Source organism: Mesorhizobium sp. P3_B5, from assembly GCF_056402815.1.
In genome coordinates this window covers 736,419-750,022 of the sequence record NZ_JBFUGR010000001.1, presented here as the reverse complement: position 1 = coordinate 750,022, position 13,604 = coordinate 736,419, and the positions used below count along the sequence as shown (strand labels likewise).

Annotated in this window: 18 protein-coding genes and 1 pseudogene; 6 read left to right on the top strand and 13 right to left on the bottom strand. The window is 60.8% G+C overall.

The features are described 5' to 3' along the window. Positions 1-70: 70 nt before the first annotated feature. From msrA to AC1DVW_RS03715, 6 genes are all read right to left on the bottom strand, one after another. Positions 71-589 carry a peptide-methionine (S)-S-oxide reductase MsrA gene (msrA, locus tag AC1DVW_RS03740; RefSeq protein WP_477273760.1) on the bottom strand — a complete coding sequence of 173 codons (519 nt, stop codon included), beginning with the start codon at positions 587-589 and terminating at the stop codon, positions 71-73. 72 nt (positions 590-661) lie between these two features. Next, positions 662-985 (bottom strand): hypothetical protein, encoded by a 324-nt coding sequence (locus tag AC1DVW_RS03735; RefSeq protein ID WP_477321600.1) that lies wholly within the window; start codon positions 983-985, stop codon positions 662-664. Beyond that, positions 985-1,182, bottom strand: coding sequence for a hypothetical protein (locus tag AC1DVW_RS03730; RefSeq protein ID WP_477321244.1), 198 nt, complete (start codon positions 1,180-1,182; stop codon positions 985-987). Before AC1DVW_RS03730 ends, AC1DVW_RS03735 begins: the two co-directional genes overlap by 1 nt. Next, a complete protein-coding gene (locus AC1DVW_RS03725; RefSeq protein ID WP_477321242.1) occupies positions 1,167-1,406 on the bottom strand; it encodes an ABC transporter permease in 240 nt (79 codons plus the stop codon). Before AC1DVW_RS03725 ends, AC1DVW_RS03730 begins: the two co-directional genes overlap by 16 nt. Positions 1,407-1,525: 119 nt before the next feature. Further along, positions 1,526-1,729, bottom strand: coding sequence for a hypothetical protein (locus AC1DVW_RS03720; RefSeq protein ID WP_477321240.1), 204 nt, complete (start codon positions 1,727-1,729; stop codon positions 1,526-1,528). Then, positions 1,726-2,412 carry a glycoside hydrolase family 108 protein gene (locus tag AC1DVW_RS03715; RefSeq protein WP_477321238.1) on the bottom strand — a complete coding sequence of 229 codons (687 nt, stop codon included), beginning with the start codon at positions 2,410-2,412 and terminating at the stop codon, positions 1,726-1,728. Before AC1DVW_RS03715 ends, AC1DVW_RS03720 begins: the two co-directional genes overlap by 4 nt. A gap of 148 nt (positions 2,413-2,560) precedes the next feature. On the opposite strand from AC1DVW_RS03715, the gene AC1DVW_RS03710 reads away from it, so the two are divergent. Next, complete coding sequence (locus tag AC1DVW_RS03710; protein WP_477321236.1) at positions 2,561-3,220, top strand: FkbM family methyltransferase; 660 nt, start codon at positions 2,561-2,563, stop codon at positions 3,218-3,220. A gap of 97 nt (positions 3,221-3,317) precedes the next feature. After that, positions 3,318-4,301 carry a glycosyltransferase family 8 protein gene (locus AC1DVW_RS03705; RefSeq protein WP_477321234.1) on the top strand — a complete coding sequence of 328 codons (984 nt, stop codon included), beginning with the start codon at positions 3,318-3,320 and terminating at the stop codon, positions 4,299-4,301. Positions 4,302-4,894: 593 nt separating this feature from the next. Here AC1DVW_RS03705 and AC1DVW_RS03700 read toward each other — a convergent pair. Next, positions 4,895-5,815, bottom strand: a complete 921-nt coding sequence (locus AC1DVW_RS03700; RefSeq protein WP_477321233.1) for a hypothetical protein — start codon at positions 5,813-5,815, stop codon at positions 4,895-4,897. Positions 5,816-6,149: 334 nt separating this feature from the next. Here AC1DVW_RS03700 and AC1DVW_RS03695 point away from each other — a divergent pair, with 334 nt between their 5' ends. Further along, a complete protein-coding gene (locus AC1DVW_RS03695) occupies positions 6,150-6,725 on the top strand; it encodes a CatB-related O-acetyltransferase (protein WP_477321231.1) in 576 nt (191 codons plus the stop codon). A gap of 55 nt (positions 6,726-6,780) precedes the next feature. Here AC1DVW_RS03695 and AC1DVW_RS03690 read toward each other — a convergent pair whose 3' ends face one another. Continuing rightward, positions 6,781-7,164 carry a hypothetical protein gene (locus tag AC1DVW_RS03690; RefSeq protein ID WP_477321229.1) on the bottom strand — a complete coding sequence of 128 codons (384 nt, stop codon included), beginning with the start codon at positions 7,162-7,164 and terminating at the stop codon, positions 6,781-6,783. 109 nt (positions 7,165-7,273) lie between these two features. Between AC1DVW_RS03690 and AC1DVW_RS03685 the strand changes: the two are divergent. Continuing rightward, positions 7,274-7,415, top strand: a pseudogene (locus tag AC1DVW_RS03685) (DapH/DapD/GlmU-related protein); the annotation flags it as partial. Between the two features lie 147 nt (positions 7,416-7,562). On the opposite strand, the gene AC1DVW_RS03680 reads toward AC1DVW_RS03685, so the two are convergent. The 3 genes from AC1DVW_RS03680 to AC1DVW_RS03670 all read right to left on the bottom strand — a co-directional run bounded on the left by AC1DVW_RS03680 (position 7,563) and on the right by AC1DVW_RS03670 (position 10,424). Continuing rightward, on the bottom strand, positions 7,563-9,470 hold the full coding sequence (locus AC1DVW_RS03680) for a portal protein (RefSeq protein WP_477321227.1): 1,908 nt from the start codon (positions 9,468-9,470) through the stop codon (positions 7,563-7,565). Between the two features lie 290 nt (positions 9,471-9,760). Beyond that, positions 9,761-9,886 (bottom strand): hypothetical protein, encoded by a 126-nt coding sequence (locus AC1DVW_RS03675; protein WP_280950361.1) that lies wholly within the window; start codon positions 9,884-9,886, stop codon positions 9,761-9,763. Next, a complete protein-coding gene (locus AC1DVW_RS03670) occupies positions 9,855-10,424 on the bottom strand; it encodes a hypothetical protein (RefSeq protein WP_477321225.1) in 570 nt (189 codons plus the stop codon). The genes AC1DVW_RS03675 and AC1DVW_RS03670 overlap by 32 nt, the downstream gene beginning before the upstream one ends. A 407-nt stretch (positions 10,425-10,831) precedes the next feature. On the opposite strand from AC1DVW_RS03670, the gene AC1DVW_RS03665 reads away from it, so the two are divergent. After that, complete coding sequence (locus AC1DVW_RS03665) at positions 10,832-11,203, top strand: nuclear transport factor 2 family protein (RefSeq protein WP_477321223.1); 372 nt, start codon at positions 10,832-10,834, stop codon at positions 11,201-11,203. A 32-nt stretch (positions 11,204-11,235) separates the two neighbouring features. Here the strand turns inward: AC1DVW_RS03665 and AC1DVW_RS03660 are convergent, their stop codons facing one another. Together AC1DVW_RS03660 and AC1DVW_RS03655 are read right to left on the bottom strand one after the other, a co-directional pair. Continuing rightward, complete coding sequence (locus AC1DVW_RS03660; RefSeq protein WP_477321221.1) at positions 11,236-11,754, bottom strand: hypothetical protein; 519 nt, start codon at positions 11,752-11,754, stop codon at positions 11,236-11,238. A gap of 358 nt (positions 11,755-12,112) precedes the next feature. After that, positions 12,113-12,871 (bottom strand): phage terminase large subunit family protein, encoded by a 759-nt coding sequence (locus tag AC1DVW_RS03655; protein ID WP_477321219.1) that lies wholly within the window; start codon positions 12,869-12,871, stop codon positions 12,113-12,115. Positions 12,872-13,166: 295 nt separating this feature from the next. On the opposite strand from AC1DVW_RS03655, the gene AC1DVW_RS03650 reads away from it, so the two are divergent. Beyond that, a complete protein-coding gene (locus AC1DVW_RS03650) occupies positions 13,167-13,547 on the top strand; it encodes an ester cyclase (protein WP_477321217.1) in 381 nt (126 codons plus the stop codon). Positions 13,548-13,604 lie beyond the last annotated feature (57 nt).

Sequence of the window (13,604 nt, the reverse complement as noted above, 5' to 3'; positions counted from 1 at the left end):
ACGAGCCTCAAACGCAAAAAACCGCCGCACCTTTCGGCGCGACGGTTCAAATCCAGGCCGATCCGGCGCGTTATGAAACGGCCTTTTCGCGAACCGGAAGCTTCCAGCCCGGCCTGACAAAATGGCAGGTGTAGCCGTTGGGATATTTCTCCAGATAGTCCTGATGCTCGGGCTCCGCCTCCCAGAAGGCGCCTGCTGGAGCAAGCTCGGTGACGACCTTGCCTGGCCACAGGCCAGAGGCATTCACATCGGCGATGGTGTCTTCGGCAATCCGCTTCTGTTCGTCGCTGGTATAGAAGATCGCCGAGCGATAGCTCATCCCGACATCGTTGCCCTGGCGGTTGCGCGTTGTCGGATCATGGATCTGGAAGAAGGATTCAAGCAGCGTGCGAAAGCTGATCCTGGCAGGATCGAAGTTGATCTCGATGGCTTCGGCATGGGTGCCATGGTTGCGGTAAGTGGCATTGGGCACATCGCCGCCGCTATAGCCGACACGGGTCGAGATGACGCCTGGATAGCGCCGTATCAAATCCTGCATGCCCCAGAAGCAGCCGCCGGCAAGGACTGCGCGTTCGGTGGAAGTCGCCATATCACATCTCCTTCGGATTTCTCCTAAGGTAGGCATTGTTGCTGCTTTCGACCAGTTGCCGGAGGCGATACGTTATTCTTTTTCGACCGATCTGAACCGCCGCACGATCATCTCGAACAGGATATCCGCAATCCACATCGCCGAGACGCCGATGAGAAAGGCGGCGGCCAGCGTGGTGGTGTCGTCGGCCGGGTTGGGGATCGGCAGGCCTGTTGCCTTGAAATAGGACACGGCAGGCAGCGTCAGATAGGCGGCAGCCAGCGCGCCGCAGATCGGCGAAGCCACCATTTCGCGCAGCTTGTAGCGATGGCGCGACAACGCGCGAAGCACGCCGCCGGCGAGTCCCGCGGCGACGACAGGTCCTTTAATGCCGAGCAGGTCGAAGAAATCGTGCATCATGGCCTCCACCCGCAAAGTCGTTCACCCTTGCGGTTGTGCGCCAGCAGCGCCCTCGCCTCGGCGTCCGACAGCGCGTCGACGGCCTTGGTCGACAAGCGGAGCGGCGACGAGACCGCGCAGAAGCCGCCCTGGATGGTCATACAGCCGGAGAGCGCGACGGCAAGGGCCAGCGCGAGACTCAATCCTTTGCCCATGATTTGAGCTCCTTTCGGGTGGTTTCAGCGGGCAGCGCCCCGATATCGTTCTGGATCTCGTTGGCAATTTCGCGCGCTGCCGTCTCAGTGGCGGCCTGCCGGGCGCGCTCTGCGCTGGCGCCGGCGAGCCGCTGATGAAAGCCCCAGCCAAGCGCGGCGATGATGGACGCCAGCATGCCGAGTAGCGCCGGGTTGCCGATGAAGAAAGACAGGAGCGCGGTCATTGCCAGCACCACAGAAGCGCAACGCCGATCGCGGCTGCAAGAACGAGTGCGCCAACCGCCCAAGGCAGCGCCTGACGGAGGACTTCGGTGACAATCTCGAGCATCGCGACTTTCTCCCGTCACTTCGGCCAGTGGAATTTGTGGGCGAGGACGTACCAGCCCTCGGTGGCGCCGCTGATCGCCAGACCAACGCCGGTTTCCAGGGCCATCTGAACATCGGGATCGTCAGACAGTGCCGCGGCATCGCCGGCGCCGAGCAGGCCGCGCGCGACGAGGACGCCGGCGCCATAGCGCAGCGCAATGCGGATAAGGACAGCAGTCATTTCGGGTTCCTTGCGAAAATGAATTTGAGGATTTGAAACAGCACGCGCCAGAACGGATTGGGTTCGGCTGGAGCGGCCGGCGGCGATTCAGGACCAGGCGGTGCAGGTGATTCGGCTTGCGGTTGGGTCGGCTGCGGGGCCGTCGAAGCTGCCGGAGCCGGCTTGACGAAGCCCGCCGACATCAACAGCGCCCGCGACCTCACCGAGCCGACCCGATCGCTCCAGCCCTTGCCAAAAATTGGCCAGGTCGGCAGCCGCTTCAGGAAGGTCAGGCGGGCGTCACAGAGATCGTCGATGATCGTCCCCGCCGGCCTGGCGCGGACGGCCCGCAGCGTGGCCGGGCCAATCCTGCCATCCTGCGCCGTGCCGACGGCGGCCTGAAGGTATTTCGTCGCCCTGCCCGGCCCGCTGTTCACGGCGAAGTCGAACACGGCATAGTCGATCCCTTGGGGAAGCTCGGCGCCGGCAACACTGTCCCAATAGAAGCGGCGATAGACGGTTGCCACTTGCTCGTCGGTGATCTCTCGCAATTCAGCCTTGGTCGCGTCGGGCTTCACGAAGCGGCGGAAATTGGCAAGGGTGACGCCCTTCATGGTGGCGCCGCCGGGATCGGCCGGATTGTCGGACCAGCCGCCTTCGGATTTGAGGACGAGCGCAAGCGCCCGCGAAAAATTGCGGTCCATGGGAGTGTCCTTTGCTGTGGAAATGCAGCACGAGCCGCAGAGTGCGGGCAGCACCCGCCAAAATGGGAGCGCTTGATTTTACCGTGCCAAACTGAAATTGCTCGCCGGAGTGGATACCATCGCGCTCCAGTCAGGCGGCAGGCTAATTATGCTGAAGGAAAGCTACATCGAGTTCATGCTTCGATGGCACTTGTATCGAAGGTGGCATCGCCCTCAGCGACCGAAGCGGCTGGCTGAGTACAACTTCCACAAGACAATGAAAACCGTTCCGCCGGGCGGCCTGTTTATCGACCTTGGCGCAAACGTTGGCGATGTTACGAGACATGCCCTCAGCTATGGCATGAAAGTAATAGCTTTCGAACCCGACCCTGTCGCCGGTCTGGCTTTGACGAAAAGGTTTGGCGACAACGAGCGAGTAACGATTATCCTGAAAGCCGTCGGAGGGTTGGCAGGAAAAGCCAACCTCCACCAGGTGCCGGACACCAAAGACATAGGCATGACCGAGTGGTCATCTCTTTTCCGGGCGCCAGCGCACGCGAGTGGGGAAAGTTTCGAGGTTGAGGTGGTCGATCTGGTGCAGTTTCTACGAGATCTGCGCGAGCCTGTAGCCGTCGTCAAAATGGACATAGAAGGAGCCGAAGCGGAATGCATTGAGCGCATGCTGGATGACGGTATATATCGTTCGATTGGCCAGGTTTGGGTTGAGACGCACGAAAGGTTCTCCCCGGACTTGGCTGAAAGGATCCGAGCGCTACGCGACCGAATCAGGCGAGAAGAGATCCACAACATCAATCTGGACTGGGGCTAAGGCCAAGCGTTGGCAGCGGCGTAGATAGTCGCCGCTTTGTAGCGGGCACGCCGGCGCAATGGCTCGCGAACGACGGCGGATGCCCGCGGAGGAAATCTTGACGAACTCATGCTTCTTTTTGGCTGCTGACGCCAGATACTTCTCTTATGGGTGTCTGGCAGCGCGCAGAATTTTGGACGTCTCTGGCGAGAAGACGCCTGGCTTTCTCTTCCACGTCGGAGCATCCGAAGCCGATATGCGAGTTGCCGATCGCTTGCTGAAGGATCAGATCCGGATCGTGGATGTAACGGCCTTTATGGCGGAGTCGGGTTATCGCTTCCGCCCAGGCAGCGTTGCCACCTTCATCAGGCTTTTCGCTGATCAACTGCCTGAATTCGCCACGTATGATCGCGTCGTCTACACAGACGTCGACGTGCTCTTCAACCGGGACATCGGCGATTTGGCCGGCCAGAGATTCCAGGTTCCGCTATTGGCGGCACACGACGACTACATGTACTTCAGGCCGGGCTACCGGGAAGAAATGTCGATGCAGCCAGGCGCCCCTTATTTCAATGCCGGCATCGTTGTCTTCAACATGCCACCCGTTCGCGAGCAGGGCCTTTTGGAGCAGGCTCGCCATTTGGCAGTCGAAGGACAGATGAACGATCAGAACGCACTCAACATCGTCTTCGAAGGGAAATGGCAGACTATGCACCCCAATTGGAATCTGATGTCGAACGGGACCAAGGAATATCGCTTCGCCCAGGCTTACGCCCGGCATTTCGCAGGCGGCAAGCCTTGGGGCAACCAAGTCGGTGTCGAGGTCGAGGCGCTTGAAGTCTGGCGCGAACTGGCAAGGAACACCCCGTGGGGGGCACCGTTCCAGCAGAGCATCCCATTCGAGCGTGGAGTGATCAAGCGATTTACCCGCAAGTTCGATGCGATCGTCGGGCAGATCCCGGGCAAAGACGTGTACAAACGCCGGGCACGCTACGATGGCCGCAAGACGCACGATATCTATGCGAGGCATGCAGTTGCTGGAGAGATGGCCGTCAGCTTTCCCGAAGTGCTCGGCGGCTTCAGTCTACAAGCCGACACCTGAGGCTCCACAAGCTGGCTCCCAAGGGCCGGCAGTTTCGAGAGACCTCCAAGATCGGGATCCCGTCACACTGGACTATCGTTTTAGAAAAGCCTTAATAAGCAGGTGATAGAGTATGAGCGAACGGTGCGCGGGGGCTCGCCGGTCTGTCGATATGGAGCATTGGCGCTTGGGCGCCGGGGTCTGGGCGAGATGGGTTTGCTGTTTTCGGAATCAGGCGAGTGCAACGGCTGCGGAGGTACCGGCAGGAGCTTTGAATGTCCGCGATGGCGCGCCTCAAATGGCAATTGCTGCCCTGCCGGCACCCACCGCCAGAGGTGCCCCGGTGAGACAGTGCACTGTTCGGAGTGTTTGGGCACGGGTGGATGCAGGGGCGGCGATCCGCACAGAGCCGCAAGCATCTCCACGGATTTGACCCCGGCAATCGCGTCGTGCTGGAGGCGGTGACCGACAGTCGACCGCTCGGCGTGACGCTTGGAAACACGTTCTCGGCGATTTTGGCTCGCCAGCCATAGCTGGCACGGCAATGCTTGCCCGTGCGGAGAATGATCGTCGCGGGCAGGTTCGTTGCTGAAACGAGGTGTCTGGAGACCAGATCACACCTGGATGATACGGTCCGATGTCCCGCCAAGATAAGTCGACCAGATGTGATCGGCGAGCAGGCGCCGATACTCGAGCCCCCTGGACGGCCCGATGTAGGATGCGCCGCCGACATGCAGCACAACCCTGTCTATGATCTCGTATTTCGCATCGACCTGGCCAAGATGAAGGTGCAGTTCGCCCTCTATCGCCAATTCGAAATCCTCGGGCGAAAATCGCGAATAGATCGGTTCCCAATTCTGGCCGCCGGTGTCGAGACCAAGCGGCCCGTTGCCTCGGAAATCGAGAGACAGGACCCCGACATCGCGATAGTTGAAAAAGCAAAACCCTGCCCAAAAGAACCAGCCCTTATCGTCTGCGGCCCTCGTGAACTTGTAGTTTGAAGCAGAAAGCCGCTTCCATCCGAAGGCAGTCTTGCCTCCCATGCGCGCGGAGAAATCCAACGGCGCTATGGGCAGACAGTCGTGATCGAGGAAGCCGAACATCTCGGGTTTGAGATGACGAACGATGTTGTAATAAATCCAGTTCATCGAATTGCCGTGCGACCGGCCCGGGTTCCATTCGGGATTGCGCGGCAGGCCGAAATATGGAACGCCCCTGATCTTGCAGACTTTTTCGATGGACTGCCGCGCCGCCGCGGAGTTCGAGTTGTCGACAACGACAAGCTGCATCCCGGTGGAATGTTTCTGCCAGCCCTTGGTGAGAGCGTCGATCACCCAAGGCGTGTTGAACGCGACAACAAAACAGAATCTGTTTTGTTTCGTCTTGCCTAGCTCCTCGGCAAAGCTGCGCCCCCCAACAGCATTTTGCAGCCTGAAGTATCGGTATATGAGCCAGTCCCGCGCCCTGATGCAACCGTAGACAACAGGAGTGCTGCGAAATGCCCCCACAAACCGTTTTGAAAGCCGCAAACGCATCACCGCTCTGCCTATTACCTCAACAAGGTGGGACGTTTAAGTTATCGAGAGGCGACCGACAAGACCTGGAGAGCGGCCACCGCCGCAAAGAGCGTCGACGGGCCAGGCGGCTGGTGTTCACAGTAGCGGCGTCGCCAGAGAATCGATGAGTTTTCCCAGATGTGGCAGCACTACGGCGGCACCGGGCAGGATTTTCGAATGTCCACGATGGCGCAGTCCGAACGGGAACTGCTGCCCCTCGTGCGCAAGCAGCTTGGCAAGCGATTCCCTGTTTGGGTTGTGGGAGGGGTGATCTGCGGCTATGTCGTTCCATTGCCGCAAACGGGGGTTTCGGATGGGTAAATTTTCCAATTGGCTGAAAGATTGGCGTAGCGAGTTGCCGGATTTCGTAACCGTCGGCCGTCACACCTATGGAGTGAAGCGGCGTAAGATCCTTTTCCCGACCAAAGATGCGCCGTTGAACGTTGGAGCCTTTTGCTCGATCGCTGGAGAGGTTCTTCTTATGTGCACCGGCCAACACCAGACCGGTAGCGCAACTTCATTTCCGATCTACAGCCGCATGCTGAAAATGCCTGAGCCGGTCGAGAACGGGGGCAGGCCTGGAGGGGTAACCATCGGGAACGATGTCTGGGTAGGCCACGCCGCGATCATCCTGCCGGGAGTGAGCATCGGCCATGGCGCGGTCGTCGGAGCCGGGGCGGTCGTTACCAGGGATGTGCCGCCCTACACGATAGTCGGGGGCATCCCGGCCAAAACGATCCGACTACGCTACTCACAGGACGTCATCGACAAACTGCTGGCGATCCGATGGTGGGATTGGGATGACGAGAAGATCAAACGCGAGGCCGCCAGCCTGACAGGCCCGATTGAGGCTTTCATCAAACGACATTTCAAGACTGTTGAACTTTAGCTGGCGAGAATGACGGACCGAGCCCAAGAGCCGTGACGAGTATAGCTTCGGGCGGTCAAGAGCGAACCAGCGGGCGAAATAGATCGGATTGGCGGTCAGGGCAGCCTAGGCGGCAGGCATCCTGCCGGCCTGTATGATACAGAATCTCGATCACCGCTTCGGGCGGATCGGCACCATCGAATTCGCCAAAATAAACTCTGTTGTCGTCAACGAAATATTTCGCCACACACAATGTCCCTTCACCAAGCTCCAAGTATTGCAGGTTTAAAATGTCCCGATTGTCCGAATGGCTGCGCAACAAACGGCATCCGATGCCAGCAAGCGTCAGTGTAGGTCGCCACACATACGGAGTGGAGGCGCTGAAGATTTCCGGCACTTCGGCAGAGGCACCTTTGAGCGTCGGTTCTTTCTGCTCTATCGCTGGTGCCGTCACCTTCATGTGCTCCGGCCATCACTCTATGGACCGTGCGACATCCTTCCCAATCCACCAAATGATCCTCAAAAGACCTTCCCCGGTCGAGAATGGCGGGAAACCGATGGGAATAAACATCGGCAACGATGTCTGGATCGGCAGGGGCGCAACGGTGCTGCCGGGTGTGAGCATCGGCCATGGCGCGGTCGTCGGGGCCGATGCCGTTGTCACGAGAGACGTTCCACCCTATGCGATTGTTGCTGGAAATCCGGCAAGGGTTATCCGGTTTCGCTTCTCCGAGGCAACGATCCCGCGAATGCTGGAGATCCGGTGGTGGGATTGGAACGACGAGAAGATCAAGATGGAGGTCGATGCGCTGACTGGCCCTATTGATGCATTCGTCGCGCGGCATCGTCCGGATGCGCTCAGGCCCAGGCCCTTATGACCAGTTTCCAGTTGGCGTTTGTAGTATTGAAAGTGGCGCCGGTGTCCTTGCGTATCAAAGTGTACGCATTTGCATTGTTACCGAACCTGACGTTGATGTTTGTGGCGTCGGGGACCAACGAGTTACCTCGACCAATCGTGCCGTCCCCGCTAAAATTTGGGTTGATGATAACTTCATCACCGATTGAATAGCCGCCATCTCCAGTGGTGCATTGCAAAACGGCCATGTACAGCTTGGGCTTGACGCCAAGGCCATGAGCCAAAGTCAAAGCGCCTCCAGAAGTGATGGTCTGCTGCCCACTTTCAAAGGATAGGGTGAAGGGCAACGTCGACCATTGTGGAGCTGTCGCGCCGGTATTCATCAGCAGTGCCTGCCCGGCCGTGCCCTTGGGGAGCCTGACTAGAGCTTTGGCGCTTGACGCATAGAAGAGGTCGCCAGCGACCACCGATGCCGGGAACGGAACGAAGGTCTGTGCGCCAGCGCCATCGCCGATGAGCAGGACATTATCGTCGGTATCCCATTGGATATCGCCCTCCGCCGTAGGCGTGGGCGCCGCGCTCTGCTTCAGGGTAAGCGTAGGCGTTGTGATCGTGGGGCTGGCCTTCGGCGCAAAGGTGGTGTCGACATAGGCCGTGGTCGCCAGCTTCGTGCTGTTGTCGCCCGGCGCCTGGGTCGGTGCCGCGGGCGTCCCCGTGAACGTCGGGCTGGCCTTTGGCGCCAGGCTCGACACAGCAACACCGCTGTCCTTGGCGAGCTTGCCCGTTGTGCCGTTGAACGTGGCGATGTTGTCAGTGACGGCCGATGCCGGGCCGGCGATCAGGTCGGACGCCTTGATGCCGCTGTCCTTGCCCACCTTGCCCGTAATGCCATTGAAGGTGACGATGTTGTCCGTCACCGAAGACGCCGGCCCGGAGAAGTCGCCCGCTCCCGTGCCGTCCGCTCCCTTGTCCCCTGCCCGGGCAAATATCAGCCAGATGCTGTCGGCTGTTGTCGGCAAGGTGCCGGAGCCGCTGACATAGGCCAGCGTCAGCTTGCGGTAGGGGTCGCCCTCGTAGCGGCGCCAGTTGAAGCACGACACCGGGAACGAACGGAAACCGCTTTCCCGGACGATCTCTTCCTCGTCTTCGATGACGTGATAGGAAGCAAAGGCCGTATCGAGATACTGGTAGGAACCGCCGAGCCGATACATCTTGCGCTCGTCGCGCGGTTTTATGCACTGGATCAGCGAAATTTTGGTCTCGCATTTGGCGGGGTCGTCGACCAACACCTTGATGCGCGCCGGCAGTTTTTCGTAGCCGAGCAATTGTGCCGCCTGTCGCGCCGTGCGCTCGTAGCGGCGGTGAAACGTGTCGACCTGGCCCCAGCGGTTGCGCGAGAGATAACCCTCGACGACAGGGATCGAGGCATAGCGGATCAGCGTGCCGCCAAAGCCCTCCTCGGCATAGAGATAGGCCGGGCCATAGCGCACGACATTGCGCAGACAGGCTTGCGTCGCCGGCACGAAGTTCGAATTGGCGGAATAGCGCAGCGCAAACAGGAAATCGCGCAAGGCTTCCGCCCATTCCTTCTCCTCGTCGGTCTCCTCGTCATTCATGGCGGCGGTCGACAGGCCGTGCCATTTCTCCGACTGCGGAATGATCAGGCTTTCGAGCCCCGCGGCCAGCCGGTTGGCGGCCGAGTTGATGGTGTTGGCGTAGACGCGTGCACCCCGCCGCTCCTGCCGCTCGGCCTGCGAGTCAGGGCCGCCAGCGCGGCGGCCGCTCCAGACATCGGGCGCATCGGGGTCGCAGAATTCGGACACGGCCTCCCAGACCGCCTCATACTGGCTGCGCTCGCTCTCGAGCTCGGCCTGGCGCGACAGGATATCGTGGGCGCGGGAATCGCTCATGTGGTTCAGCCTCGCTGGATGCGAAATGGAGGGTTTGCCCTTCTCCCCCTGTGGGAGAAGGTGGATCGGCGCGCTAGCGCCGAGACGGATGAGGGGTGTTTCAGCGGAGTGAGGCGATGGTGCTTTCTGGAGCACCCCTCATCCGACCTCGCTTCGCGAGGCCACCTTCTCCCACAGGGGGAGAAGGAAGAGCGCTCACCCATCCCGCCTTTTCAGCAGCCTGGCATGCTTTCGCCAATACCACCAGGCCAGCACCCGCTTGCGAAAATTGCGCTTCATCGCGGTCATGGTCATACTCCCAGCAGCACGCGGCGCTGGCCGGTGAGATCGCTTGGCGACAGGTCGGTTTTCACCGTGCCGGCCGTGCCCTGGCGCTGCTCGAGCTCAGCCCGCAGTGCGGCTTCGCGTGCCTGCACGTCCTTGTCGGCGATGGTCGGCGTTGGCGGCAGCGGCTTCAGTTCCGGTGGTTTTTGAAACAGACACATGGTTCCAGCCTTCTCTTGTCCAGTCGTAGAGGAAAAAATCTTCGCCGTTCTTGCCGTAGCCCGGCAGCAGGCAGCGTTGGGTGGCACCCAGCCGGTCAAGCCAGCGCAGCGCCAGTTCATTGGCGGCCAGGGCGCGGGCCTCGACGCGGAAAGCGCCGCGCGCCGCGACCTGAGGCGCCAGCACAGTGAGGAAGAAATCGGTGATGCCAGGCACGCAGCACCTCATGCGGCGCGTGCCCCAGCTCCAGGCGATCCACAGCCCGCTGCGCTGTTCGGCGGCGCCAAATCCGGCTTCCGGATTGCCGTCGAGCTCGGCGACATAGGCAAAGCCCTGCAGCGCGGTGAGCGCCAGCAAAGCCGGCGACCACTGGTCGAGCTGGCAGTCGATCTCGGCCCGGTCCTCGGGCCGCAAATTGGCGGCGATGTAGGAGAGATCGCGCAAGGTGGCGGGGATGATGCGGAGGGTCATGAGCAGGCCATGGGTGCGCTTCTCGTTTCGTGCGTATCGAAGGCAGGGCATTCGCTTCAGTTTCAATGGCCCGTCACCTTGGGCGTTTGCGCTGCCCCTCACCTGCCTGCCGGCATCCTCTCCCCGTATAGTGACGGGGAGAGGGACGCTCTCATCGCCGGTTTCGCCAATCATCAGCGTTGGAAGAAGGACGCCGTTGTGGCCAGCCCCTTCTCCCCGTCACTATACGGGGAGAAGTGCCCGGCAGGGCGATGAGGGGCGGTGCCAGCTTCGACGATTGGCTCGTCACAAGTGCAATCGTCGCTGTCCGAAGCGATTGCCCTCAAAGGCCTGCGCACTTGACCGGCCCCGTCGCCAGTGACCTACTTCGGACGCGCACGCTATCGGTTATACGGGGAGACGAGCGAATGGACATTCGATCGACACTGACGGGGTTAAGCGAAGCCTTCAACGCGCACGATCTCGATCGCATCATGGCGTTCTTTGCCGACGACTGCGTCCTGGAGATGCCGAGGGGAAGCGAGCCCTGGGGCACTCGTCTTGAGGGCAAAGCCAACGTGCGAGACGCGCTGGCGACACGCTTCGAAGGCCTGCCCGACGTCCACTACGGCAATGGCGAGCATTTTGCGGACGAGGCAGCCGACACCGGCATGTCGAAATGGACCCTCACCGGCACCACCCGCGAGGGCGTGAAAAAGGAAGTCCAAGGCTGCGACTTCTACACGTTTCGCGACGGCAAGGTGACCCGCAAGGATTCTTACTGGAAGATCGTGGAGTAGGAGTTTGCGATAGGGTCAATTCGCGACATTGATCAGACTATTCCAGCTTGCCGCAACGCATCCGCTGCCCTCAAGGCCTTGCGTATGGAAACACCGAGTTCGCCATGCTCGAGCCGAGCGGTGACCTGCACGCAGATGTCGCCATGAAGACTGCGGACGGGTGCGGCTTCCAACTGCAAGATGAGATTGATGGTCTGCACCGTCACTCTCGAGCTCTTGCTGTTAAAGCCGGAAACGGACCTGTCGCCCGATACCTTGAACACGGCCCAGTCGGTCAGCTTGGCATGGCGCTGATTGGGCGGCTCCCGGGGATCGTGTCTGAGCAAATGTTCGCAAACAACACGACCAAGGTCCTCATCGCTGGCATCGATTGGCAAGACCGAAGGCTGTCCCGTTTCAAGGGACAACGAGCCAGGAATCGACATCACCGAGGTCACCAAGAATTTGCGATCGGCGTAACGGTAGATGACGGCTTCGAGTTCGCCGCCGTTCAAATTGCGTAGCCGCTGTATCGCCAGCAGCGATGAGCCTGGCAGGTCCAACACGTTCATTTGGGTCCTAGCCCTCTAAGATGCCCTCAAATGGCAAAGGGTCGCATCAGTTTTGAGTGTCTGGCCTTCGGGCCATCCGGCTGTCGATCTCGGTCAGCTTGGCCAGGATGCCTTCCTGCGCTCGCACCATCGTCTGCAGAACGCGGAGGAGTTTGAATGTGAGCCAAATTTGGATTGCGAGATAAAGCAGGTATGGCAACCAGGAAATGAAGTACCCGAGCAGTGAATTTTCCGATTCCATACTACCCCCGAATTACTAATGCCGTGATATCCTCTATTGCCGCCGGGCACACGTGAACGCAAGCTTCCAGCTTGCAATATTGACGGATCGGTTCGGCGCTGGCGATACACGCTTCGCTCACCGAAACGCCCCCAGCGGATCACTCTGCCCCGCCGACCGTTTGCGCTCTGCCCTGAACTCCGCCGGGTCTACCACCGCTTCCCGCAGCATCATCACGCCGTAGCGGGTCGCGGCCATCAGGTCGTCGCGCAGTTTCACCACCTGGCCGTCCTTGCGGTGGTAGAGGCGGAACTCCTCGAACCAGGGCAGAAGCGTCGAAAACACCTTGAAGCGGCCGGATTGCATGCGGTCGAGCATCTCCATCAGCCCGGCCTCGACCGACACCGAGCCGTCGGCGAATTGCGCATGGCGGGTCAGCATGTTCAGCCCGTGCGCGGCATATTGTTTGGCCAGCGCCACGCCGGCCCCTTCCAATGTCTCGCGGCGGCCGTCGCGCGGCCAGGCCCAGGGCAGCCATTCGCCCCATGGTTTCAGCGTCAGCGCCTGCATGGCGGGCGTCTGCTGCGAAGCGCGGGCCGCCTTGGCGACATAGACGACATCGGCCTCGGTATCCCAGGCGAGTTCGACCGCGGCCGACGGATGGTCCCAGCCGAAATCCAGCGCCCCGATACGCGGCCAGTAGCGCGGCAGCCGGAACGGCGCGCAGGCGATCAGCTCCTTGGCCACCGGAAAGATGCGGCCGGAGCCCAGCACCGGAATGCCTTTTGCGCGCGCTTCACGCTCATGCTCCGGGTAGGCGGCGACGATCGCGGCGCGCTGCTCAAGCGTGTAGTGCCCGGCATCGTCGATGGTCATGAAGGTGACGTGGCGGGTCATGGAGCTTCCTTTGGAAAGCTTGGGTTCCTCGCCCCCATTCTTCATGGGGGAGAGGTGGCTCGGCGAAGCCGAGACGGAGAGGGGGACTGGCGCAGACATAGCCGGATGAGGCGATCGAACTAGCTTTGCCAAGGCTGGAACTCTACGATGGCCCCCTCTCCGGCCGCTGCGCGGCCACCTCTCCCCCGCTCTGCGGGGGCGAGGAACCGCCAATCGCCTGTGCAGCGACCTGTCTCAACGGTCGCCAAGCTCACACCTGGGCGCTACCTTGCAGCAGCAGCCAGGGGCAACTGCCGTGACCGACCTCGCCGTCATCTACCGCGCCTACATCGCTTGCCTGAACCGGCAGGACTGGCCTGATCTCGGGCAGTTCGTCGATGGCGACGCGATCCACAATGGCCGGCGGCTCGGGCTAGCGGGCTATCGCGCCATGCTGGAGCGGGACTTCGACGACATCCCCGACCTTCACTTCAACATCCAGATGCTGGTTTGCGACCCGCTTTATGTTGCCAGCCGGCTCGCCTTCGACTGCACACCAAGGGGAATTTTTCTCGGCTTGCCCGTCAACGGCAAGCGCGTCTCTTTCGCCGAGAATGTGATCTACGCTTTTCACGACGGGAAGATCGTCGAAGTGTGGTCGGTTATCGACAAGGCGGTGATCGAGGCTCAGCTTTAGAGCGGTTGGCGATTCCTCGCCCCCGTGAAGCGGGGGAGAGGTGGCTCGGCGAAGCCG

Coding starts and splice junctions, on each gene's coding strand:
- msrA (WP_477273760.1), bottom strand. CDS start 589: ATGGCGACTTCCACCGAACGCGCAGTCCTTGCCGGCGGCTGCTTCTGG.
- AC1DVW_RS03735 (WP_477321600.1), bottom strand. CDS start 985: ATGCACGATTTCTTCGACCTGCTCGGCATTAAAGGACCTGTCGTCGCC.
- AC1DVW_RS03730 (WP_477321244.1), bottom strand. CDS start 1,182: ATGGGCAAAGGATTGAGTCTCGCGCTGGCCCTTGCCGTCGCGCTCTCC.
- AC1DVW_RS03725 (WP_477321242.1), bottom strand. CDS start 1,406: ATGACCGCGCTCCTGTCTTTCTTCATCGGCAACCCGGCGCTACTCGGC.
- AC1DVW_RS03720 (WP_477321240.1), bottom strand. CDS start 1,729: ATGACTGCTGTCCTTATCCGCATTGCGCTGCGCTATGGCGCCGGCGTC.
- AC1DVW_RS03715 (WP_477321238.1), bottom strand. CDS start 2,412: ATGGACCGCAATTTTTCGCGGGCGCTTGCGCTCGTCCTCAAATCCGAA.
- AC1DVW_RS03710 (WP_477321236.1), top strand. CDS start 2,561: ATGCTGAAGGAAAGCTACATCGAGTTCATGCTTCGATGGCACTTGTAT.
- AC1DVW_RS03700 (WP_477321233.1), bottom strand. CDS start 5,815: ATGCGTTTGCGGCTTTCAAAACGGTTTGTGGGGGCATTTCGCAGCACT.
- AC1DVW_RS03695 (WP_477321231.1), top strand. CDS start 6,150: ATGGGTAAATTTTCCAATTGGCTGAAAGATTGGCGTAGCGAGTTGCCG.
- AC1DVW_RS03690 (WP_477321229.1), bottom strand. CDS start 7,164: ATGAAGGTGACGGCACCAGCGATAGAGCAGAAAGAACCGACGCTCAAA.
- AC1DVW_RS03680 (WP_477321227.1), bottom strand. CDS start 9,470: ATGAGCGATTCCCGCGCCCACGATATCCTGTCGCGCCAGGCCGAGCTC.
- AC1DVW_RS03670 (WP_477321225.1), bottom strand. CDS start 10,424: ATGACCCTCCGCATCATCCCCGCCACCTTGCGCGATCTCTCCTACATC.
- AC1DVW_RS03665 (WP_477321223.1), top strand. CDS start 10,832: ATGGACATTCGATCGACACTGACGGGGTTAAGCGAAGCCTTCAACGCG.
- AC1DVW_RS03660 (WP_477321221.1), bottom strand. CDS start 11,754: ATGAACGTGTTGGACCTGCCAGGCTCATCGCTGCTGGCGATACAGCGG.
- AC1DVW_RS03655 (WP_477321219.1), bottom strand. CDS start 12,871: ATGACCCGCCACGTCACCTTCATGACCATCGACGATGCCGGGCACTAC.